We start from the raw sequence: 21,331 nt of genomic DNA on the forward strand, positions 1-21,331 counted from the left end.
TGTACGCGAGGGAGTGCTGATGAACGGTGGTCTTACGGTGTGAGACGGGACTACGTCACTTCCGAGGTGCGCGGACGTCACTTCTGACGCTTGTAGAACGGCAGCGCCACGACCTCGTACGGCTCGTGGCTGCCCCGGATGTCCACTCCGACGCCCGCGGTGCCGGGCGTGGCGTGCGTGACGTCCACGTACGCCATGGCGATCGGCTTGCCCAGGGTGGGCGACGGGGCGCCCGAGGTGACCTCGCCGACGACCTCGCCCCCGGCGACCACGGAAAAACCGGCGCGCGGTACGCGGCGGCCCTCGGCGATCAGGCCGACCAGCTTGCGGGGCGGGGCGGCCTCGGCGCGCTCGGCGGCGGCCCGGAGGGCTTCGCGGCCGACGAAGTCGCCGTCCTTCTCGAACTTCACGACCCGGCCGAGACCGGCGTCGAACGGGGTCAGCCCGGTGGTCAGCTCGTGCCCGTAGAGCGGCATGCCCGCCTCCAGGCGCAGCGTGTCGCGGCAGGACAGCCCGCACGGGATCAGGCCGCGGGAGGCGCCCGCCTCGGTGAGGGCCTTCCACAGCTGCTCGGCGTGCTCGGGGGCGACGAACAGCTCGAAGCCGTCCTCGCCGGTGTAGCCGGTACGGGCGATCAGCGCGGGGACACCGGCGACGGTGCCGGGCAGGCCGGCGTAGTACTTCAGGCCGTCCAGGTCGGCGTCGGTGACGGCGGCCAGGATGGCGGGGGACTCGGGGCCCTGGATGGCGAGCAGCGCGTACGCGTCGCGGTCGTCGCGCACCTCGGTGTCGAAACCGCCGGCCCGCGCGGTCAGCGCGTCCAGCACGATCTGGGCGTTGCCGGCGTTGGCGACCACCAGATATTCGGGGGCCTCGGTCTCGCCCAGCCGGTAGACGATCAGGTCGTCCAGGATGCCGCCGTCCTCGGCGCAGATCATCGTGTAGCGGGCGCGGCCCGCGGCGACGGTGGCGATGTTGCCGACCAGCGCGAAGTTCAGGAAGGCCGCGGCCTCGGGGCCGGTGACGGTGATCTCGCCCATGTGCGACAGGTCGAAGAGACCGGCCCTGGTGCGGACCGCGTTGTGCTCGTCACGCTCGCTGCCGTACCGCAGGGGCATGTCCCAGCCCGCGAAGTCGGTCATGGTCGCGCCCAGCGAACGGTGCAGGGCATCGAGGGCGGTGAGACGGGGGGCGGTGCTCATGGATGTGGCTCCCAGGGCATGACGACAGGACGATCCCTCCCCATCTGTCATCGGAACCTGAGAGGTTCGCCGAGAGCCCCATGAGGGGTTCGGCTTGCACCTTGGGTGGAGCCGCGGAGCGGCCCGCTTTTCAGATCTGCCTCATCCACGCGGTACGGGGCCTGAGAGATTCAAGGGAGGAACTTGCTCCTTCGGCGCCCGGCACATGCAGTGACCGGAACTCTCCCGCGCGGATTCAAGCGGCCTTTATGCAGTTGGCCCGGTCATCATTGCACGCGTCGCGCCGGAGCGGATCCCCGGTACCTCGCGGGAATCAACGGCGTGGACGGTTGTGCCGCATTACCTTTTCTTTACACTTCAGGGGCATGCGTGGGGTGACCCGACAGGGGAGGGGCGATGACGTTGCAGCGGTACGCGACGACCGCGGGGGTCGCGCACGGAGCGATGTCCGCACAGCCAGGGGCGGCACCGGTCACGGAAGCGTGCGGTCCGCACGCGCCCGTCGTGCGGGACCTGCGGGAGCGGGGCGGGCGCGGCCCGCGCAGCCTGCACTTCGCGGCGGGCGACGTGGTGGTGGTGTCCGGGCTGCCCGGCAGCGGCAAATCCACGCTCATCCGGCGGACGGTGACGACGGCCCACGCCATCGACTCCCAGGACACCCGGGACCGCTGGGCGGAACTCGTGCCCGGGTTATTGCCGTACGCCCTGTACCGGCCCCTCGTCCGCGCCGCCCACTACTGGGGGCTGTGGCGGGTGCTGCGCTCCGGGGAGTCCGTCGTCGTCCACGACTGCGGAACCCAGGCGTGGGTACGTGGCTGGCTGGCCCGTGCCGCGCGGCGCCGGGGCCGCGTCCTGCACCTCGTCCTGCTCGACGTGGCACCGCAGACGGCGAGGGACGGCCAGCGCGAACGCGGCCGCGGCGTCTCCGGATACGCCTTCGCCCGGCACCGCAGGGCGGTGGGGAGGCTGTTGCGGGGCACCGAGGCCGGCCTGCTGCCGCCCGGGTGCGCCTCGGCGGTGCTGCTGGACCGGGAGGCGGCCGGGCTGCTGGCCCGGATCGCGTTCGCGGACATACGGGGCCCGGGAGCCGGACGTTAACCTTCTGCCGGAAGGCTCGGGGAAGAAGGGGAAGCAGTGGACATTCCGGCACAGGGCCAGTCCCATCCGCAGAGCGGATGGCCCGCCAATGAGCTCGAAGAGGTGCTGATGGCCTCGGTGGGCAGCCCGGAGGCGGGCGGACGGCTCGTCGAGGTGCTCGGGCGCAGCCAGGTCTGGGTGCCGTTGCCGGGCGGCGGCGGACCCGACTCCGCCGACCTGGACCTGCCGACGCTGGAGATCGAGGGTGCCGCGTACGTCCCCGTATTCAGCTCCGAACAACAGTTCCTCAGCTGTGTCGGCACCGCCATGTCCTTCGCCGTCGCGCCCGCCCGCGATTTCGCCCGCGGACTGCCCCCGCAGCTCGGCATCGCGGTGAACCCGGGCGGTGCCGTCGGGATGCCGTTGCCGCCGCCCGCCGTGGCCGAGCTCTGCCGCGCCGGACGCAGCCTGCTGGACGGACCGGCCGGCGGCGGCCGGGTCCGGCTCTACGAGCCGGACTGGAAGGAGGAGCCCGTCGACTTCCTCGCCGCGGCGGCCGGTGAATTCGAGGAGAGCGGTGTCGTGCTCACCGCGCGCCGGACACTGGCCAGCATCGAGGGGGGCGAGCCCGTCCTCTTCATAGGCGTGGAGTTCTCCACCTGGGAGGGCGCCGGGCGCAATGCCCCCATGGACGCCCTCGGCCGTGCGCTCGGCCGCGTCGAGGTGCCCTGGCCGGTCAATCTGGTCCTGCTCGATGTGGCGCAGGACCCGGTCGGGGACTGGATGCGGGAGAAGGTCCGGCCGTTCTACCGGCGCGAGACCCAGTAGCGCGCCTACGGCTGCGGAGCCGATTGCCGCGTCGGCCCATGGCGTCAAGTCGGTGTCAGGACCGGCGCATAAGCTGGTTTGATGGCTGGTGCCACGGCATCATGCCGCACCCGTGTGCCCCGGGAGCGGCGGGCCGACACAGTGGCACAGAGGATCGAAGAGGGGGGCGGACCAGGTGAGTGCGTCAGGCACCGCGGCGGCCGGGCAGGTCGAGCACATGCTGCGCCAAGTGACGCCCGGGCGCTACGACGCGTACGAGGCACTGTTGCAGGCCCTCGCGAACGACCGGGTCTGGATGCTCCTCTGGCACGGTCAGGCGGGCTCGCCCGACGCCCAGTACGGGAACATGGAGGTCGACGGCCTCGGCTACGCCCCCTGTGTGACCTCCGCCCAGGAGCTCTCCGTCAGCGGCTGGAACCGGGCCCACGAGCTCGTCACCGGCCGCGACATCGCCCGCGCCCTCTTCCCCGACCGCTGGGGCATCTGGCTCAACCCGCACGCCCCGGGCGGCGGCGTCGGCATCCCCTGGCTGGACCTGCGCCGGATCGCCACCGGCCTCGACCGGATGCCCGCGGGCCCGCTCCGGCTCACCGAGCCGGCCATCGAGATCCCGCAGTTCTACGCCCTGCTCACGCAGAACGCCCACCACACCCCCGCGATCCGCTCGCTGCGCCGCGCCTGGGTGCAGCCCGCGCTCGGGGTCCCGTATCTCGCCATCGGCCTCGATCTCTACGACACGGGCCAGTCCTCGGTCGATACCGTGCGCGCGATGATGCAGCAGTCGATCGGCGCGGTCCCGGACGGGCTGCCCGTCTCCACGGTCGCGATGTCCGACGAGTACGACCCGGTCGCGATGTGGCTGCGCGCCAACACCCGCCCGCTCTACGACCGCGAGGCGCACGCCCCGGCGGCCGACTATGGCTACCCGCCGCCGCAGGGCGCGTACTGAGCCTGCCGGCAGTCCTGTACGTACCGGGGCACCCCGGCGCACCCGGAACGGCAGGTGTAGGTGCCGGGCGCGCCGGGAATGCATGCGTATGGTCCCGGATGGCTGGAACGTAACGTACGCATACGGCACCAACTCCCCGAATCCCGGCTCGCGTTCCCGGCCCTTCCGTACGTCCTCGTCCCGCGTGTGCCTCGCGGACCGTCCGCGAGGTTTCCCGCCCCCCATGTCCGAGATCTCCGTGCTGGGGATGTCTGATGATGAAAGCGGCGTGAATCTACGCGCGTGCCCCCCTTACGCCTCAACTGACCTGTGTTCGACGGGCGTTCACATCCGTCCGGATAACGGAACACTCCTGACCGCATCACGGTTAGGCATCCATTCGCCTGACGGTATGGCTACCGCGCGCAACAGCAATGAAGACTCCCGCAGCAAGGGCGTCCTGCCGCCTCTGTGTACGACTGACTGATCCGTGCCGCCACAGCGGCCAGTTCGGCCCGGCCACCGCCGGTTGAGAGGGGTCCTTGCCACGATGACGGCACCACTGCATGAGCCGACCACGGAAGCGGACCCGATCGCGACCGGTGGTCCCGCAGCCGACTCCGGGGTGAAGAAGGTCGAGGGACGGTCTCTCAAGCAGATCGCCTGGAACCGACTGAAGCAGGACAAGGTCGCGCTGACGGGTGGCATCGTTGTCCTCGTCCTGATCGTGGTGGCGATCTTCGCGCCCTTCATCGTGGGGCTGTTGGGGCACCCGCCGAACGAATTCCACCAGGACAAGCTCGACCCGCTGACCAATCTCCCCACCGGTTCCCTCGGTGGTGTGAGCGGCGACTTCCTCTTCGGCGTCGAGCCCAACAAGGGGCGCGACGTCTTCAGCCGGATCGTCTACGGCGCCCGGATCTCGCTGCTCGTGGCGTTCCTCGCGGCCTTGGTCGCGGTGGCGCTCGGCACGCTCTTCGGGATCATCGCCGGTTACTTCGGCGGCTGGGTCGACGCGGTGATCAGCCGGGTCATGGACGTGCTGCTGTCGTTCCCGCAGCTCCTGTTCATCATCTCCCTCGTCTCCGTCCTCCCCGACGATCTGCTCGGCCTCACCGGCAGCGGGGTGCGCATCGCCGTACTCGTGGCCGTCATCGGCTTCTTCGGCTGGCCGTACGTGGGACGCATCGTCCGGGGCCAGACGCTCTCGCTGCGCGAGCGCGAGTACGTGGAGGCGGCGCGCAGCCTCGGCGGCGGGCGCGGGTACATCCTCTTCCGCGAGCTGCTGCCGAACCTGGTGGCGCCGATCACCGTCTACGCGACGCTCATGATCCCCACCAACATCCTCACCGAAGCGGCCCTCAGCTTCCTCGGCGCCGGCGTCCGGCCGCCCACGGCCTCCTGGGGCGGCATGCTGCGGGATGCCCTGGAGACGTACGAGCACGACCCGATGTTCATGGTCTTCCCCGGCGTGACGATCTTCATCACCGTACTGGCCTTCAACCTCTTCGGGGACGGGCTGCGCGACGCCCTGGACCCCAAGGGGACCCGATAGCCCACGACTTGCCCCTGCTGCACTGTCAGGTGGCTCTTCCCATGGTTCTCCGGCAAGCAATGGCCTGGGACCGCGATCTCGGAGGTTACGAGAAAATGTCCACAGTTACCTCGAAACGACGGCTCACCGCTGGTGCGGCCCTCGTGGTCGCGGCGCTGATGACCACCACGGCGTGCGGCGGCGGCGGCGGCGACGACGGCGGCAGCGGCAGCGACAGCAAGGCGAAGGGCGCCGGCTTCAACGCGGCGTTCAACAAGGTCGCCAACGCGTCCACCAAAACGGGTGGAACCCTGAAGATGGTCGGCAAGCAGGACCTCGACTCCGCCGACCCCCAGCGTGCCTACTACGGCATGGCCTGGGACTTCATGCGCTTCTACACCCGCCAGCTGGTCACGTACGACACCAAGCCGGGCGCCGCCTCCACCAAGCTGGTCGGCGACCTCGCCACCGGCCCCGGTGAGATCACGGACGGCGGCAAGACGTACACGTACAAGCTGCGGTCCGGCCTCACCTGGGAGGACGGCTCCAAGCTGACCTCCAAGGACGTCAAGTACGGCATCGAGCGCATCTGGGCGACGGACACCATCACCGGTGGCCCGCAGTACCTGATGCAGACGCTGGACCCCAAGCACGAGTACAAGGGCCCGTACAAGGACACGTCCGCGGACAAGCTCGGTCTGAAGGCGATCGAGACGCCCGACGACAACACCATCGTCTTCAAGCTGCCCAAGCCCAACGGTGACTTCGAGCAGTTCCTCGCCATGCCGTCCGGCTCGCCCGTGAAGGCGTCGGAGGACACCAAGGCGAAGTACACCCAGCGGCCGTTCTCCGCGGGCCCGTACAAGTTCGAGACGTACAAGCCGGGCAAGAGCATCGTGCTCGTCCGCAACGACAAGTGGCAGAAGTCCTCGGACCCGCTGCGTCCCGCGCTGCCGGACAAGATCACCGTGACGATCTCCGCCAACCTGGAGGAGAACGACAAGAAGCTGATGGAGGGCGACTACGACGTCGACCTCAACGGCACCGGCATGACCCAGTCCGGCCGTGTCACCGCTGTCCAGGACCACAAGGACAGCGTCGACAACATGCAGACGTCCTTCGTCCGCTACGTCGCACTCGTCCACACGGCGAAGCCGCTGGACGACGTCCACTGCCGCAAGGCCGTCTTCTACGCCACGGACTTCGCGGCCCTGCAGCAGACCCGCGGTGGCGAGATCGCCGGTGGCGCGATCGCCAACAGCACCCTGCCGGCCTCCATCAAGGGCCACAGCGACTACGACCCGTACGGTGTCCTCGCCCGCAAGGGCAAGCCGGACGCCGCCAAGGCCAAGGAAGAGCTGAAGGCATGCGGTAAGCCCACCGGCTTCACCACCAAGCTCAGCGCCCGCAACAACAACCCGGGCGAGGTCGACGTCGCCGAGGCGCTCCAGGAGCAGCTCGGCAAGGTCGGCATCAAGATCGAGGTCGACCCGATCGACGGCGCCGAGGCCTCCAGCATCACCGGTTCGCCGTCCGTCGTGAAGAAGCGCGGCTACGGCATGACGATGAGCGGCTGGGGCCCGGACTTCCCGTCCGGCCAGGGCTTCGGCCAGCCGCTGTGGGACAGCCGGTTCCTCTCCGAGACCGGTAACTACAACGAGTCGCAGCTCAAGGACCCGCAGATCGACAAGCTCTTCGACGACGCGATCGCGGAGACCGACCCGGTCAAGGCCGGCGAGATCTACAAGAGCCTCGACAAGCGGATCCTGGACCAGGCCGACTGGATGCCCTTCATCTACGAGAAGAACATCACCTGGCGCGGTAAGCGACTGACGAACGCCTACATGTCCGACGCCTACAACGGCCGTTACGACTACGTCTCGCTCGGCGTCGTCAAGTAATCGCTGTAGTCAACAGCATGTGCAGTCAACCCGGTTGACTGCTCCACCGCCGCCGAAACCCGCCAGTCCGAAGGGCAGGTGATGGCCCGGGGCGGTGGCCGGGAGCCCCCACGAGGGGTTCCCGGCCACCGGCGGGCCGCGCACAGTGCTTGCTTATCTCATCCGGCGCCTGTTCGCCGTAGTCATCATGGTGCTCGTCGTACTGCTCGCGACCTTCACCATCTTCTTCATGCTGCCCAAGTGGGCGGGTCAGGACGTCGCAGTCCTCTTCGCCGGCAAGGCTTCCGGTGCCGAGCAGCTCCAGGGCATCCGGATAAAACTGGGTCTCGACGACCCTCTCCTCGTCCAGTTCTGGGACTTCGTCAAGGGCATCCCGATGGGGCGTGACTACGCGAACGGTGACGACATCACCCACTGCGCCGCACCCTGCTTCGGCTACTCCTTCCGCACGGAGGTACCGGTCTGGACCACCCTCAAGGACGCCCTGCCCGTCACCGGTGCGCTTGCCGCCGGTGCCTGCGTCCTGTGGCTCATCGGCGGCGTCGCCACCGGGGTCGTGTCCGCGCTCAGGCGCGGCACCATCTGGGACCGTGCCGCGATGACCACCGCCCTCGGCGGTGTCTCCCTGCCGATCTTCTTCACCGGCATGGTCGCGATGGGCGTCTTCGTGCACAACCTCGGCTGGGTGCACATCGCCGACAACCTCTCCACGGACGACGGCATCGGCACCTGGTTCCAGACCTTGATCCTGCCGTGGATCGTGCTCGCCTTCCTGAACGCCGCGATGTACGCCCGCCTCACCCGAGCCACCATGCTCGACGTGCTCGGTGAGGACTACATCCGCACCGCGCGTGCCAAGGGCCTGGGCGAGGGGACCGTCATCACCCGGCACGCCCTGCGCTCCGCGATGACGCCGATCCTCACCGTCTTCGGCCTCGACATCGGTGTGCTCCTCGGTGGCGCCGTCCTCACCGAGTCCACGTTCAACCTGCCGGGGCTCGGGCTCGCGGCGGTCCAGGCCATCAGCAACAAGGACCTGCCTGTGATCCTCGGCGTCACACTGTTCGCGGCTCTCGCGATCGCCGTCGCCAACCTCGTCGTCGACATTCTGTACGCCGTCATCGACCCGCGAGTGAGGCTGGGATGACCGAACTGCACAAGAGCGGTGCCGCGCTGGGCGAACCCGCCCCGGCGGGCTCGCCCGCTCCCTCCGCCTTCCTCGAAGTGCGCGACCTCAAGGTGCACTTCCCGACCGACGACGGTCTGGTCAAGTCCGTCGACGGGCTCAGTTTCACGTTGGAGAAGGGCAAGACCCTCGGTATCGTCGGGGAGTCCGGCTCCGGCAAGTCCGTCACGTCGCTGGCCATCATGGGTCTGCACACCGCGGGCCAGTACGGAAAGCGCAAGGCACAGCTCTCCGGCGAGATCTGGCTGGACGGCAAGGAACTGCTGTCCGCGGACCCCGACGAGGTGCGCAAGCTGCGCGGCCGCGACATGGCCATGATCTTCCAGGACCCGCTGTCCGCGCTGCACCCGTACTACACGATCGGCAAGCAGATCGTGGAGGCGTACCGCGTCCATCACGCCGTCGACAAGAAGACCGCCCGCAAGCGGGCGATCGAGATGCTCGACCGGGTCGGCATCCCGCAGCCCGACAAGCGCGTCGACAGCTACCCGCACGAGTTCTCCGGCGGGATGCGCCAGCGCGCGATGATCGCCATGTCGCTGGTCAACAACCCCGAGCTGCTGATCGCCGACGAGCCGACGACCGCGCTGGACGTCACCGTCCAGGCGCAGATCCTCGACCTGGTCCGGGACCTGCAGAAGGAGTTCGGCTCCGCGGTCATCGTCATCACCCACGACCTGGGCGTCGTGGCCGAGCTCGCCGACGACATCCTGGTGATGTACGGCGGCCGCTGCATCGAGCGCGGACCGGCCGAGCAGGTGTTCTACGAGCCCCGGCACCCCTACACCTGGGGACTGCTGGGCTCGATGCCGCGCCTCGACCGCGACCAGACCGACCGGCTCATCCCGGTCAAGGGTTCCCCGCCGTCGCTCATCAACATCCCGTCGGGCTGCGCCTTCAACCCGCGCTGCCCGTACGCGGACGTGCCCAAGGACGACGTGACCCGCACCGTACGGCCCGAGCTGCAGGAGGTCGGCAGCCGGCACTGGGCGGCCTGCCACATGTCGCAGGAGCAGCGGGAGCGTATCTGGACCGAAGAGATTGCGCCCAAGCTGTGAGCGAGGACAAGGCCGTGACGAGCGAGGACAAGGGCGTGGACGTTCCGGCGCAGAGGTCTGCCGGGGGCGGCGGGACGGTCAAGGACGCAGCTTCCCGCGAGGTGCTGCTCAAGGTGACCGGGCTGCAGAAGCACTTCCCCCTCAAGAAGGGGCTGCTGCAGCGCAGCGCCGGTGCCGTGAAGGCCGTCGACGGGATCGACTTCGAGGTGCACTCGGGTGAGACCCTGGGCGTCGTCGGGGAGTCCGGCTGCGGAAAGTCGACGATGGGCCGGCTGATCACCCGGCTGCTCGAACCCACCGCGGGGAAGATCGAGTTCGAGGGGAAGGACATCACGCACCTCGGCGTCGGCGCCATGCGCCCGATGCGCCGCGACATGCAGATGATCTTCCAGGACCCGTTCTCCTCGCTGAACCCCCGGCACACGATCGGCACGATCGTGTCGGCCCCCTTCAAGCTGCAGGGCGTCACGCCCGAGGGCGGCGTCAAGAAGGAGGTGCAGCGGCTGCTGGAGGTCGTGGGTCTCAACCCCGAGCACTACAACCGCTATCCGCACGAGTTCTCCGGCGGCCAGCGCCAGCGCATCGGGATCGCCCGCGCGCTCGCGCTCAACCCCAGGCTGGTCGTGGCGGACGAGCCGGTGTCGGCGCTGGACGTCTCCATCCAGGCGCAGGTGGTGAACCTGCTCGACGACCTCCAGGCCGAGCTGGGCCTGACGTACGTGATCATCGCCCATGACCTCTCGGTCGTCCGGCACGTCTCGGACCGGATCGCGGTGATGTACCTCGGCAAGATCGTGGAGCTGGCCGACCGCGAGTCGCTCTACAAGGCGCCGATGCACCCGTACACCAAGGCGCTGCTTTCGGCGGTGCCGATCCCGGACCCGAAGCGTCGCTCGGCCAAGAGCGAGCGCATCCTGCTGAAGGGCGACGTGCCGTCGCCGATCTCGCCGCCCAGCGGCTGCCGCTTCCACACCCGGTGCTGGAAGGCGACGCAGGTCTGCAAGACGCAGGAGCCGCCGCTGGTCGCGCTGAAGACCGGGCACCAGGTGGCCTGCCACCACCCGGAGAACGCGCCGGACCAGGTGCCCGGCGAGACGGTGACGGCGGCCGCGCGCGAGGCGATCGAGGTCGTCGAGGTGGGGAAGCCGGAGGCCGACACCGTACGGGAGCCGGAGGCCGACGTCGTACGGGAGCCGGAGGCCGAGGAGAACGCGCCGGACGAGAACGCGGCCGAGGAGAGCGGGGCCCAGAGCAACGCGGCCGACAAGAACGCGGCCGGCGACGGCGCCGCATCGCCCGGAACGCCGGAGGACAGCCCGAAGGAGTAGTACCGGCACAATTGCCCGGTGCTCAACGAACTGTTCACGTCCTCCGTCCAGCATGCGCTCGACATCGCCGGAATCTTCGTCTTCGCGATCTCCGGCGCACTGCTAGCCGTACGCAAGAACTTCGATGTCTTCGGCATCGCGGTACTCGCCGAGGTGACCGCGCTGGGCGGGGGGCTGTTCCGTGACATCATCATCGGGGCGGTCCCGCCTGCGGCCTTCACGGACCTCGGCTACTTCACCACCCCGCTCTTGGCCGCCGTCCTGGTGTTCTTCCTGCACCCGCAGGTCGAACGGATCCAGGTGGGCGTCAACGTCTTCGACGCGGCCGGCCTCGGGCTGTTCTGCGTCACGGGCACGGTCAAGGCGTACGGCTACGGCCTCGGACTCACCGCGTCGGCGGCCCTGGGCCTGGCCACCGCGGTCGGCGGCGGTGTGCTGCGTGACGTCCTGGCCAACGAGGTGCCCTCGCTGCTGCGCTGGGACCGCGACCTGTACGCGGTGCCCGCGGTCGTCGGCGCCACGGTGATCGTGCTGTGCATCCGCTTCGACGTGCTCAACGCGTTCACCAGCGGTGCCGCGGTGATCACGGCCTTCGCGCTGCGACTGCTCTCGATGCGCTACCACTGGCGGGCCCCGCGCGCCTACAACCGGCGGTCGGCGACGGCCGAAGAGGGGGCCGAGGCCTCCTGACACGTCCCGCGCCTGACGAGTCGCGCGGCCGACGAGACCTGCGCCTGACGAGTCCTGCGCCCGACAAGCCCCGCGCCTGACGCCGAATGCCAGCATCTTTCGGCCATTAAAAAGCTACCGCTCAGTAATACAATCGGTGTACGGTGCGTGGCATGGCACAGGCAGCAGAGCAGGTGGCGCGGACCGCGCAGGCAACCATCGGGGACAGCGAGTTCGACCGCGACACCGCCGTCACCCTTCGCGAAGAAGGCGTCTACGACGCGGAGCTCTCCGCCGGATGGACGATCATCCGCGCGGTCAACGGCGGCTATCTGCTGGCCATGCTCGGCCGTGCGCTCGGCGAGGCCCTGCCGCATCCGGACCCCTTCTCGGTCTCCGCGCACTACCTCACCGCGTCCGTCCCGGGCCCCGCGGTGATCCGCACCCAGACGGTCCGCACCGGCCGCACCCTCTCCACCGGCCAGGCATCCCTCTTCCAGTACGCGGAGGACGGCACCGAGGTGGAGCGCATCCGGGTCCTCGCCACCTACGGCGATCTGGACGCGCTGTCCGACGAGGTACGCACATCGGCGAAGCCGCCGGCCATCCCGCCGCCGGCGCACTGCCTCGGCCCGAGCGACGGCCCGGCCCCGATCCCCGGCAGCTCCGCCATCACCGAGCGGCTGGACATCAAGCTCGACCCGTCGACGATCGGCTGGGCCGTCGGCGCCCCCTCCGGCAAGGGTGAGATGCGCGGCTGGTTCGGTCTCGCGGACGGCCGCGACGCCGACCCGCTCTCGCTGCTGCTCGCCGTCGACGCGCTGCCGCCCACCTCGTTCGAGCTGGGCCTCAAGGGCTGGACGCCGACCATCGAACTCACCACCCACATCCGCTGCCGCCCCGCCCCCGGCCCCCTGCGCGTCTCCATCACCACCCGCAACCTCGCGGGCGGCTTCCTGGAGGAGGACGCGGACGTCTGGGACAGCGCGGACCGACTGGTGGCCCAGTCCCGCCAACTGGCCAGGGCGCCGCGCGCATAGCCGCACGGGGGAGCGAGGCGCGGTGCCCGGCCCGGTACGGCTACCGGGTCGCGATCCGCCCGGCACACACCCCGTCCCCGGGCGCCGGGCGGCGATCCGCCCGGCATACACACCCCGCCCCCGGGCTCGTAGAATCGAGCCCACCATGGCTTACCTCGACCACGCCGCGACCACGCCGATGCTTCCGGAGGCGATCGCGGCGATGACCGCCCAGCTCGCCGTCACCGGTAACGCGTCCTCACTGCACGCCGCCGGGCGCCGGGCCCGCCGTACCGTCGAGGAGTCGAGAGAGACCCTCGCCGACGCCCTCGGCGCACGCCCGAGCGAGGTGGTCTTCACCTCCGGGGGCACCGAGGCGGACAACCTCGCGGTGAAGGGCCTGTACTGGGCCCGCCGCGACGCCGACCCCCACCGCACCCGGGTGCTGGCCAGTCCGGTCGAGCACCACGCGGTGCTGGACGCCGTCGACTGGCTCGCCGAACACGAGGGCGCGAACGTCGAATACCTCCCCGTCGATCGGCACGGACGCGTCCACCCGGACGTCCTGCGCGAGGCGATCCTCCGTAACCCCGATGATGTCGCGCTGATCACCGTGATGTGGGCCAACAACGAGATCGGCACGATCATGCCGGTACGTGAACTGGCCGCCGTGGCCCGCGAGTTCGACGTGCCGATGCATGCGGACGCGGTGCAGGCCTTCGGGCAGCTGGAAGTCGACTTCGCCCGGTCCGGGCTGGCCGCGATGACGGTCAGCGCGCACAAGATCGGCGGACCGTTCGGCGTCGGCGCGCTGCTGCTCGGCCGTGAGTACACCCCCGTACCCGTGCTCCACGGCGGCGGCCAGGAGCGGCACGTCCGCTCGGGCACCCTCGACGTGCCCGCCATCGCCGCCTTCGCCGTCGCGGGACGGCTGGCCTCCGACGGGCGCGAGGAGTTCGCCCGCGAGATCGGCGCACTCCGCGACGACCTCGTCGCGGCGGTGCTGGCGGCCGCGCCGGATGCCGTCCTCGGCGGTGACCCGGCCCCGGGCGGCCGGCTCCCCGCCAACGCCCACTTCACCTTCCCCGGCTGCGAGGGCGACTCCCTGCTCCTGCTGCTCGACGCCCAGGGCATCGAATGCTCCACGGGCTCCGCCTGCACCGCCGGGATCGCCCAGCCCAGCCACGTCCTCCTGGCCACCGGCACCGACCCGGACCTGGCCCGCGGCACCCTGCGTTTCTCGCTCGGCCACACGTCCACCAAGCAGGACATCGACGAGGTGGCCCGCGCGATCGGACCGGCGGTACAGCGGGCACGGACAGCGGGACTCAGCTAAGGCCTCTCGGCCCCGTCCAGTCACCGGCCCCGTCCAGTCACCGGCCCCGTCCTGTGATCGGCCCTGTCCGGGATCGGGCGGGGCCGCGTGGTCACCGGTGGGGCCAAGCGGTCACCGCGTGGTCGCCGCCCGGACCAGCTTCAGATACCGGTCCCAGTCCCAGTGCTTCCCCGGATCGGTGTGGTCCGTGCCCGGCACTTCCACATGCCCGACGATGTGCTCGCGGTCGACCGGCATCCCGTACCGCCCGCATATCGCCGCCGTCAGCCGCGCCGAAGCCCCGTACATCGCCGCCGTGAAGTCCTGCGGGCGGTCCACGAACCCCTCGTGCTCGATGCCGACACTGCGCTCGTTGTACGACCTGTTCCCCGCGTGGAACGCCACATCCAGCTCACGGATCATCTGCGTCACATGGCCGTCCTTGCGCACCACATAGTGCGCCGCCGCCCCGTGCCCCGGGTTCTGGAAGACCTTCACCGCGCTTTGGTAGCTGCCCTGGGTGACATGGATGACGACCCGGTCGATCGGATAGTCGGCGGGACGGTCGGCCCGCCGCCAGTTCGCTGCGGACGCCGATATCCACTCGGCCCGTGCGAAGTCCACCTCGCCCGGCGTGCGGGGCTTGTCCACCCCGGGCAATCGCCACCAGGCGCGCTCCAGCTTCTCCCGCGCCAGCGCGGCCGCGCCCACCGCCGTGACGGCAGTGCCGATCAGCAGCCCGCGCCGGCTGATGCCGTGCCCGGACTTCGCCCCCGCGGAGCCCTTGGCGCCAGCCGTCCCCTTGGTCCCCATGTGGTCCACAACGCATATCCGTGAGCGTTCGGTTCCCGGCGCCCCGTACTCTGGTGGAGCTATGACTGAGACTTCCCAGCGTCCCCTCCGCGTTCTCGCCGCCATGTCGGGCGGTGTCGACTCCGCCGTCGCCGCGGCCCGCGCCGCCGAGGCGGGGCACGACGTGACCGGTGTGCACCTCGCCCTGTCCGCGAACCCGCAGTCCTTCCGTACCGGAGCGCGCGGCTGTTGCACGATCGAGGACTCCCGCGACGCGCGCCGCGCCGCGGACGTCATCGGCATCCCGTTCTACGTGTGGGACCTGGCGGAACGCTTCCGCGAGGATGTCGTGGACGACTTCATCGCCGAGTACGAGGCCGGGCGCACCCCCAACCCGTGCCTGCGCTGCAACGAGAAGATCAAGTTCGCCGCGCTGCTCGACAAGGCCCTCGCGCTCGGCTTCGACGCCGTGTGCACCGGCCACTACGCCACCGTCGTACTGCGGGAGGACGGCAGCCGCGAGCTGCACCGCGCCTCCGACATGGCCAAGGACCAGTCGTACGTCCTCGGCGTCCTGGACGACAAGCAGCTCGCCCACGCGATGTTCCCGCTCGGCGACACCCTCACCACCAAGGACGAGATCCGCGCCGAGGCCGAGCGCCGGGGCCTCGCCGTCGCCAAGAAGCCCGACAGCCATGACATCTGCTTCATCGCCGACGGCGACACCCAGGGCTTCCTGGCGAGCCGGCTCGGCACGGCCGAGGGTGACATCGTCGACGAGTCGGGTACGAAGGTCGGCACCCACGAGGGCGCCTTCGGCTTCACCATCGGCCAGCGCAAGGGCCTGCGCATCGGCCACCCCGCCCCCGACGGCAAGCCGCGCTACGTCCTGGACATCTCCCCGGTGAACAACACAGTGACGGTCGGCCCGGTCGAGTCCCTGGACGTCACCGCCCTCACCGCCATCAGGCCCCGCTGGTGCGGCACCGCCCCGTCCGGTCCCGGCACGTACACCGCCCAGCTCCGCGCCCACGGCGGCGAGACGGAAGTGACGGCCGAACTGGTCGACGGAACGCTGAACGTCACCTTCACCGAGCCGGTACGCGGCGTGGCCCCCGGCCAGGCGGTCGTCCTGTACGACGGCTCCCGAGTGGTCGGCTCGGCGACGATCGCGAGGACGGTACGGCGGGAGACCGCGGCGGCGTCCGGCTGAGATCGGCCCGGTTGCCTGGCTTCGGCTGAACGCCGGGGCCGACACTGCCAGGACGGCCGTCACAGGCCGCTGGCTCGAACGGCAGGCCCCAGGGCCGGTCCCGGCGGATCTCATCGGCGCCCTCGCGCCGCAGTGCCGTCACCAGCTTCCGGAACTGGCGCGCGCTCAGCCCGCTGAACGGGGCTACCCAGGTCGGCTCCGACGCCGTGATCAGACCAGCCACCGCAAGATCATTCCATTGCGGCAGGGCGTCAGGTCGACTCTTGCGCGACCGCCTTGCGTACGTGCTCAAGCCGCAGCCGGTTCTCCTCCAGCCACCCGGACACCACGTCCACGGGCACCTGCACCGCGATCTGCGTCGAGGGCGAGTCGTGCACGGTCACCTCCATCGGATCCTCGGGAACCACCGCCAGCCACGCACCCCGACCGCCGGGAGGCCACTCGGCCCCCTCCTGGGCCTCAAGGGCATCGAGGCAACGACCCCATTCATCCAGATCACTGTCTGAAACGTGCAGTCGAACGCTGCCGTTGACGAAGCCGCTCTCCAGCACGATCTCGGCCGCGTAGTACCTCTCTTCCCCCATCACCATCGGGGCATCGCATGCGACCCTGACGGTCACGCCCTGCACGCGATCAGCGAGCCGGAAGAGTTCCAGGGCCTGTGCATCGTCAATCATGGCTACCTTGTGGACGAGTGAGTGGGCAGGATGCTCTGATCCTCTCGCACCCCGATTCACAACGATGGTGACCACGCAAGACTGCAACAACAAGGGCCTCCCAGTCGCGCTGGCTTCAACAACCGTGAAATCAACGCAAGTCGGTGGACCCATGCCGGAGGCCTCCGCGTTGCCTGCACAGAAGGACGAGGCTGCGGTCAGCTTGTGTGACTTCGAGCGATAGGTGGCCAGGGGCGCTCGGATCCGCCCTGGTCAGCCCTCCGTGACGATTCGTAGTTGGCCACTGTGTCGACCGATAGTTGGCCATCGGGGATCCGAACTGCATGGCCGAGTCTGATTCGGGAGACCGACGTGCTTCGGCCCCCGTGCTGCTGTGCAGCGCGGGGGCCGAAGGGGTGCCGTCCTCGCTCCGACTCAGGTCACTGGATTTCGGTGGCTCTGGTCACCATGCGTTGATGACCGGCGCGTCGGGTTCGTGCTGCCGCCAGGCCTCGTTGAGGCGCGCGAGCCGGTCCGCGGCGGCGATGCCGCGCAGGGACGCGACCTTGCCGTCGCTGACTTCGAACGCCACGGCGCCCACGACCCGATCGTCGACCACGGCGAGGACGGCCGGGGAGCCGTTGACCAGCGCGATATGCATCGCGGGCGAGCCGCCGGCCAGCCGCCGCTTCGCCGGCGTGGGCTTGAAGCCGGCCCGCACGTAGGAGGCGACCCGCTCGCGCGTCTTGTACCGCAACAGCCGCTTGGCCAGTCCGGCGCCGTCCGAGACCGCCGTCACGTCGTCGGTGAGCAGCGCCACCAGCCGTTCGGTGCGCCCCGACGTGGCGGCGGCGAGGAACTCCTCGACGACCCGGCGCGCGGACGCGGGGTCGGCCTCGCCGCCGCGGCGGCGCTCGGCGGCGACCCGGATCCGGGCCCGGTGGACATGCTGCTGGCTCGCGGGCTCGGTGATGTCGAGGATCCCGGCAATCTCGGCGTGGCTGTACGAGAAGGCCTCACGCAGGACGTAGACGGCCCGCTCGACCGGCGAGAGGCGCTCCAAGAGGGTCAGTACGGCCAAGGACACCGATTCGCGCTGCTCGAAGGTGTCGGCCGGGCCGAGCATCGGGTCGCCCTCGAGGAGCGGCTCGGGCAGCCAGGCACCGGCCGCTCGCTCGTGGCGCGCCTGCGCCGAGCGGAGCCGGTCGAGGCAGAGGTTGGTGACGACCTTGGTCAGCCACGCTTCCGGCACCTCGACCCGTTCTCGGTCTGCGGCCTGCCAGCGCAGGAACGTGTCCTGCACGGCGTCCTCGGCGTCGGCGGCCGAGCCGAGCAGACGGTACGCGAGCGAGGCCAGCCGGCCCCGGCTGGCCTCGAACCGATCGATGGCTGCGCTGTCCATTCGGAACAGCCTATGCGGCGCCCCTCACACCGGCCTGGTCAGGCGCGGTGGCCAGGCGACGCTTGCGCTTCGGCATGCCGAAGGTCGGGTGGGCGATGCCCCACCCGGCCCCCTTGAGCACGCCCGACTTGAGCCGCGCGGCGGTCCGGCCGCCCAGGTACCAGGACTTCGACCGGACGTCACCGTCCACCATCTGGAAGATCGCGTCCCGCCGCCCGAGGCTGATGTGGTTGCCGTGGTACTTCAGCCCGGTGGTCGGGACCTCGCTGCCCGTCAGGCGCGCGATGATCGCGGCGGTCGCCTGCATGTTGGTGAAGCCGGCCGAGGCGCAGGACATCGGCAGCGGCCGGCCGTTCTCGCCGATCGCGTAGACGCAGTCACCGGCCGCGTAGACGTCCGGGTGCGAGACCGAGCGCATGGTGCGGTCGACGACGATCTGGCCGGTCTCGGCGACCTCCAGGCCGCTGGCGGCCGCGATGGGGTGCACGGCGAACCCGGCCGACCACACCGTCACGTCGGCCGGGATGGACGTACCGTCGGCGGCGATCGCCTGTGTCGGCTCGACGGCTTCGATGCCGGTGTGCTCGTGGACGGTGATGCCGAGCCGGTCGAAGGCAAGGCGCAGGTGACGGCGGGCCTTCGGGGAGAGCCAGGCGCCCAGCTCGCCGCGGGCGGCGAGCGCGACCGAGAGGTCGGGCCGGGACTCGGCGAACTCGGTGGCGGTCTCGATGCCGGTCAGCCCCTCACCGACGACCAGCACGGTGCCGCCCTCGCCCAGGCCGGCCAGGCGCTCGCGCAGACGCAGCGCCGAGGACCGGCCGGTCACATCGAAGGCGTACTCGGCCACGCCGGGGACGCCATGGTGGGCTACGGAGCTGCCGAGCGCGTAGAGAAGCGTGTCGTACGCGAGCTCGCCGTCGCCGTCGCCGTCCTCGCCGGTCACGGCGACGGTCCTGCGCTCGGGGTCGACGCCGGTGACGCGCGCCAGGCGCAGCCGCACCCCGGTGCCCGCGAATACGTCGGCGAGCTTGCGGAACGCGAGGTCCTGGCCGATCGCGAGCTGGTGGAGCCGCATCCGCTCAACGAAGTCGGGCACGGCGTTGACGACGGTGATCTCGGTGTCGGCGGGGGAGAGTCGGCGGGCCAGGTTTCCGGCGGCGAAGGCCCCGGCGTATCCGGCGCCGAGTACGACGATGCGGTGCTTCATGGCGTTGCTCCTGTCTCGTTCGCGTGCCCTTTGGACGAGACGGCGCCCCGATTGCTGACAGGAGCCGGGTGTGACGTAGGTCACCGAGCTAAGGCGAGCGGCTGAGCCTCCGGCAGACGCTTGGGCCTGTCTTGGGCAGTCGAAACGGGGCGATGGCCAACTATCGGTCGGCGTCACAGCTTGGTGTTTAACCTCGCCGGGTCAGGCGACCCGGCGAGGTTAAACACCAAACTAAGTTGATCAGCATGAACACGCAGGGGCGGAGCTATCGCTACGTGGGGCCTGCCGACTTGAAGGCGCTGGTCCAGCCGGGAGGCGAGGGCCGGAGCATGCACTCGTCGGCGGACTTCAACGAGTGGGCCTCGAAGCGGGCGATAGAGGAGCTCGCCGAGCCGTTCACCTTCGTCGTCGATGCCGCCGGGGTCTTGCGGCTGGCGCCGCGCCGGAGTGAGCACGTGGCGTGTGCCGGTGGAGGAGCGGTACTGAGTGCCGGTGAAGTGAGCTTCCGCGAGGAGTCGGGGCGGTGGGCGGTCGACGAGGTCAGCAACCAGTCGACCGGGTATTGCCCGGACGCCAGTTCGTGGCCGGCCGTCGCGGACGCTCTGGACCGCGCTGGGATCGTTCGTCCACTGGGCTTCACCCACGAGGTGGTGTTCCGGCGCTGTCCGTCGTGCCAGCAGCTGAACATCGTTCGAGAGGAGGACTTCGTATGTGTCTTCTGCGATGAGGCCCTGCCGCTGGAGTGGAACGTGGACGGCGCGGGCGCCAAGTGATCGGCGGTTCCCGCCGGGAACGCCCCGCAAGGAGGCGAGAACTGCCCAGCCTCGGTGGGACTGTCGTCCGGAGCCCCATAGATCTGTACGTACTCGGCCTGCAAACGCCGGATCGATCGAGGCGCAGATTGCGAAGCTGCGCGCGGTGCAGCAGGGAGCCGTCGAGGATCTGCTCAGTAGTGAGGAGAAGGCTTTGGCCCGATGACTGGTTTCCAGGTCAGCCGATTTCGCTGTGGCCGGTCTTCACGCCCAGGACAAGTGCACGCAGCGCACCCCGGCTTGTCACCAGAACGGCATCCGGGCTCTCGCTCTCGCGCAGCGCAACGCCGTCGGCTCCCGACGCAGCGACCTCGACGCAGTTGTTGCCGCCGCCTGCGCAGAACGATGAGCGCTGCCAGTCACGTTCGGGCATATCTTGACCTCTCACAGCTCGCGGGCAATGGACCGGATGAGCCCTCGTGACTCTTCAGGAGGGAGCGCGGAGCGTTCCATCAGGTCCAGAAGGGAACGATAGTTCCCCAGCGGCGTCGGGGCATCAATGAATTGGCCGCCGAACGATGTGTCGAGCTGGACCGTGTCAAGCTGTGGGACGGAGCCCTCGGCGTAGAGGACCGACTGCCCGGCGCCGTGGAAGGGGCCCGCACTGAACGGGATGACCAGCAGAGTGACGTGATCCAGCTCGGATGCGTCCGCGAGATAGTGGAGCTGTCGGCGAGAGACATCCCGACCGCCGAACTCCAGCCGCAGTGCTGCCTCATGGATGATGCCGAGGTATGGGGTCAGGTTCTCTCCGGTGATGACGGCCTGGCGACCCATGCGGTGGGCTACCCGGAGTTCCACCTCCAGCCGGGGCAGCTGCGGCACTGCGAAGTCGAAGATCGCCCGCGCGTGCTCCTCGATTTGAAAGAGGCCTGGCAAGTGGACGGTTTGTGCCGTGCGGATGCGCGTAGCGAAGTGCTCGATCTCGGAGACGTCGAGATGCCCGTCGGGGAGTTTGCCTCGGTACTCGTCCCACCAGTGCCGCGCCCGTCGACCGCCTGCCATCGAGGCGAGTGCATCGATCAGCGCTGAGTCCGGGCACCCGTAATGGCAGGCGATCTGGCGGACGCGTTCCTCGCTGAGCCCGGTGCGGCCGGCCTCGACGTTGGAGATCATCGTGCGGTCCGCGCCGAGCATTGCGGCCGCCTCCAGGATCGAGATGCCAGCCTGCTCGCGCATGCGCCGGACTTCAACGGCCAGGCGA

The 21,331-nt window shown here is 69.8% G+C and carries 20 protein-coding genes, 1 pseudogene and 1 riboswitch; of the genes and pseudogenes, 13 read left to right on the forward strand and 8 right to left on the reverse strand.

All coding sequences use genetic code 11. The annotated features are described in order from the left end of the window. Positions 1–77: 77 nt before the first annotated feature. Positions 78–1,202, reverse strand: a complete 1,125-nt coding sequence (gene gcvT, locus OG936_RS25080) for a glycine cleavage system aminomethyltransferase GcvT (protein ID WP_406497619.1) — start codon at positions 1,200–1,202, stop codon at positions 78–80. Between the two features lie 140 nt (positions 1,203–1,342). Next, positions 1,343–1,440, reverse strand: a riboswitch (glycine riboswitch). Between the two features lie 158 nt (positions 1,441–1,598). Here gcvT and OG936_RS25085 point away from each other — a divergent pair. From OG936_RS25085 to OG936_RS25135, 11 genes are all read left to right on the forward strand, one after another. Continuing rightward, positions 1,599–2,300, forward strand: coding sequence for an AAA family ATPase (locus OG936_RS25085; protein ID WP_406497621.1), 702 nt, complete (start codon positions 1,599–1,601; stop codon positions 2,298–2,300). A 36-nt stretch (positions 2,301–2,336) separates the two neighbouring features. After that, positions 2,337–3,107 (forward strand): enhanced serine sensitivity protein SseB, encoded by a 771-nt coding sequence (locus tag OG936_RS25090; protein ID WP_383751147.1) that lies wholly within the window; start codon positions 2,337–2,339, stop codon positions 3,105–3,107. A 175-nt stretch (positions 3,108–3,282) separates the two neighbouring features. Further along, positions 3,283–4,056: an enhanced serine sensitivity protein SseB C-terminal domain-containing protein gene (locus OG936_RS25095; protein WP_406497623.1), complete on the forward strand. Its 774-nt coding sequence runs from the start codon at positions 3,283–3,285 to the stop codon at positions 4,054–4,056. Positions 4,057–4,585: 529 nt separating this feature from the next. Continuing rightward, entirely contained in the window at positions 4,586–5,590 is a 1,005-nt protein-coding gene (locus tag OG936_RS25100; protein ID WP_406497624.1) for an ABC transporter permease, read from the forward strand. 95 nt (positions 5,591–5,685) lie between these two features. Next, positions 5,686–7,470 carry an ABC transporter substrate-binding protein gene (locus OG936_RS25105; protein ID WP_406497626.1) on the forward strand — a complete coding sequence of 595 codons (1,785 nt, stop codon included), beginning with the start codon at positions 5,686–5,688 and terminating at the stop codon, positions 7,468–7,470. 145 nt (positions 7,471–7,615) lie between these two features. Beyond that, complete coding sequence (locus OG936_RS25110) at positions 7,616–8,617, forward strand: ABC transporter permease (RefSeq protein ID WP_406500598.1); 1,002 nt, start codon at positions 7,616–7,618, stop codon at positions 8,615–8,617. After that, a complete protein-coding gene (locus tag OG936_RS25115; protein WP_406497628.1) occupies positions 8,614–9,714 on the forward strand; it encodes an ABC transporter ATP-binding protein in 1,101 nt (366 codons plus the stop codon). Before OG936_RS25110 ends, OG936_RS25115 begins: the two co-directional genes overlap by 4 nt. Before the next feature lie 35 nt (positions 9,715–9,749). Further along, on the forward strand, positions 9,750–11,042 hold the full coding sequence (locus tag OG936_RS25120) for a dipeptide ABC transporter ATP-binding protein (RefSeq protein ID WP_406500600.1): 1,293 nt from the start codon (positions 9,750–9,752) through the stop codon (positions 11,040–11,042). An 18-nt stretch (positions 11,043–11,060) separates the two neighbouring features. After that, positions 11,061–11,732: a trimeric intracellular cation channel family protein gene (locus OG936_RS25125; RefSeq protein ID WP_406497630.1), complete on the forward strand. Its 672-nt coding sequence runs from the start codon at positions 11,061–11,063 to the stop codon at positions 11,730–11,732. Positions 11,733–11,884: 152 nt separating this feature from the next. Then, positions 11,885–12,751, forward strand: a complete 867-nt coding sequence (locus OG936_RS25130) for a thioesterase family protein (protein ID WP_406497632.1) — start codon at positions 11,885–11,887, stop codon at positions 12,749–12,751. A 145-nt stretch (positions 12,752–12,896) separates the two neighbouring features. Beyond that, on the forward strand, positions 12,897–14,066 hold the full coding sequence (locus OG936_RS25135; protein ID WP_406497634.1) for a cysteine desulfurase family protein: 1,170 nt from the start codon (positions 12,897–12,899) through the stop codon (positions 14,064–14,066). Between the two features lie 111 nt (positions 14,067–14,177). On the opposite strand, the gene OG936_RS25140 is transcribed toward OG936_RS25135, so the two are convergent. Further along, positions 14,178–14,858 (reverse strand): N-acetylmuramoyl-L-alanine amidase, encoded by a 681-nt coding sequence (locus OG936_RS25140; RefSeq protein WP_406500602.1) that lies wholly within the window; start codon positions 14,856–14,858, stop codon positions 14,178–14,180. A 61-nt stretch (positions 14,859–14,919) separates the two neighbouring features. On the opposite strand from OG936_RS25140, the gene mnmA reads away from it, so the two are divergent. Then, positions 14,920–16,050 carry a tRNA 2-thiouridine(34) synthase MnmA gene (gene mnmA / locus OG936_RS25145; protein WP_406497635.1) on the forward strand — a complete coding sequence of 377 codons (1,131 nt, stop codon included), beginning with the start codon at positions 14,920–14,922 and terminating at the stop codon, positions 16,048–16,050. 73 nt (positions 16,051–16,123) lie between these two features. Here mnmA and OG936_RS25150 read toward each other — a convergent pair. The 4 genes and pseudogenes from OG936_RS25150 to OG936_RS25165 form a co-directional block, all read right to left on the reverse strand. Next, a pseudogene (locus OG936_RS25150) lies at positions 16,124–16,273 on the reverse strand (IS5/IS1182 family transposase); the annotation flags it as partial. 28 nt (positions 16,274–16,301) lie between these two features. Continuing rightward, a complete protein-coding gene (locus OG936_RS25155) occupies positions 16,302–16,727 on the reverse strand; it encodes a DUF5959 family protein (protein WP_406497637.1) in 426 nt (141 codons plus the stop codon). A gap of 442 nt (positions 16,728–17,169) precedes the next feature. Continuing rightward, positions 17,170–18,108, reverse strand: coding sequence for a sigma-70 family RNA polymerase sigma factor (locus tag OG936_RS25160; RefSeq protein WP_406497639.1), 939 nt, complete (start codon positions 18,106–18,108; stop codon positions 17,170–17,172). Between the two features lie 10 nt (positions 18,109–18,118). Next, positions 18,119–19,315 carry an NAD(P)/FAD-dependent oxidoreductase gene (locus OG936_RS25165; RefSeq protein ID WP_406497641.1) on the reverse strand — a complete coding sequence of 399 codons (1,197 nt, stop codon included), beginning with the start codon at positions 19,313–19,315 and terminating at the stop codon, positions 18,119–18,121. A 245-nt stretch (positions 19,316–19,560) separates the two neighbouring features. On the opposite strand from OG936_RS25165, the gene OG936_RS25170 reads away from it, so the two are divergent. Further along, on the forward strand, positions 19,561–20,088 hold the full coding sequence (locus tag OG936_RS25170; RefSeq protein ID WP_406497643.1) for a hypothetical protein: 528 nt from the start codon (positions 19,561–19,563) through the stop codon (positions 20,086–20,088). Positions 20,089–20,305: 217 nt separating this feature from the next. Here the strand turns inward: OG936_RS25170 and OG936_RS25175 are convergent, their stop codons facing one another. Then, the gene (locus OG936_RS25175; protein ID WP_266905347.1) at positions 20,306–20,500 is read right to left on the reverse strand and encodes a DUF397 domain-containing protein; all 195 of its coding nucleotides are present in this window, start codon (positions 20,498–20,500) and stop codon (positions 20,306–20,308) included. 11 nt (positions 20,501–20,511) lie between these two features. Next, positions 20,512–21,306, reverse strand: coding sequence for a helix-turn-helix domain-containing protein (locus OG936_RS25180; protein WP_406497644.1), 795 nt, complete (start codon positions 21,304–21,306; stop codon positions 20,512–20,514). Between the last annotated feature and the right edge of the window lie 25 nt (positions 21,307–21,331).

This window comes from Streptomyces sp. NBC_00846, assembly GCF_045207325.1.
GTDB lineage: Bacteria > Actinomycetota > Actinomycetes > Streptomycetales > Streptomycetaceae > Streptomyces.

Excerpts from the sequence above, each read along its gene's own strand:
- gcvT (WP_406497619.1), bottom strand. The coding sequence starts at position 1,202 with ATGAGCACCGCCCCCCGTCTCACCGCCCTCGATGCCCTGCACCGTTCG.
- OG936_RS25085 (WP_406497621.1), top strand. The coding sequence starts at position 1,599 with ATGACGTTGCAGCGGTACGCGACGACCGCGGGGGTCGCGCACGGAGCG.
- OG936_RS25100 (WP_406497624.1), top strand. The coding sequence starts at position 4,586 with ATGACGGCACCACTGCATGAGCCGACCACGGAAGCGGACCCGATCGCG.
- OG936_RS25105 (WP_406497626.1), top strand. The coding sequence starts at position 5,686 with ATGTCCACAGTTACCTCGAAACGACGGCTCACCGCTGGTGCGGCCCTC.
- OG936_RS25115 (WP_406497628.1), top strand. The coding sequence starts at position 8,614 with ATGACCGAACTGCACAAGAGCGGTGCCGCGCTGGGCGAACCCGCCCCG.
- OG936_RS25130 (WP_406497632.1), top strand. The coding sequence starts at position 11,885 with ATGGCACAGGCAGCAGAGCAGGTGGCGCGGACCGCGCAGGCAACCATC.
- OG936_RS25135 (WP_406497634.1), top strand. The coding sequence starts at position 12,897 with ATGGCTTACCTCGACCACGCCGCGACCACGCCGATGCTTCCGGAGGCG.
- OG936_RS25140 (WP_406500602.1), bottom strand. The coding sequence starts at position 14,858 with ATGGGGACCAAGGGGACGGCTGGCGCCAAGGGCTCCGCGGGGGCGAAG.
- mnmA (WP_406497635.1), top strand. The coding sequence starts at position 14,920 with ATGACTGAGACTTCCCAGCGTCCCCTCCGCGTTCTCGCCGCCATGTCG.
- OG936_RS25155 (WP_406497637.1), bottom strand. The coding sequence starts at position 16,727 with ATGATTGACGATGCACAGGCCCTGGAACTCTTCCGGCTCGCTGATCGC.
- OG936_RS25160 (WP_406497639.1), bottom strand. The coding sequence starts at position 18,108 with ATGGACAGCGCAGCCATCGATCGGTTCGAGGCCAGCCGGGGCCGGCTG.
- OG936_RS25165 (WP_406497641.1), bottom strand. The coding sequence starts at position 19,315 with ATGAAGCACCGCATCGTCGTACTCGGCGCCGGATACGCCGGGGCCTTC.
- OG936_RS25170 (WP_406497643.1), top strand. The coding sequence starts at position 19,561 with ATGAACACGCAGGGGCGGAGCTATCGCTACGTGGGGCCTGCCGACTTG.
- OG936_RS25175 (WP_266905347.1), bottom strand. The coding sequence starts at position 20,500 with ATGCCCGAACGTGACTGGCAGCGCTCATCGTTCTGCGCAGGCGGCGGC.
- OG936_RS25180 (WP_406497644.1), bottom strand. The coding sequence starts at position 21,306 with ATGCGCGAGCAGGCTGGCATCTCGATCCTGGAGGCGGCCGCAATGCTC.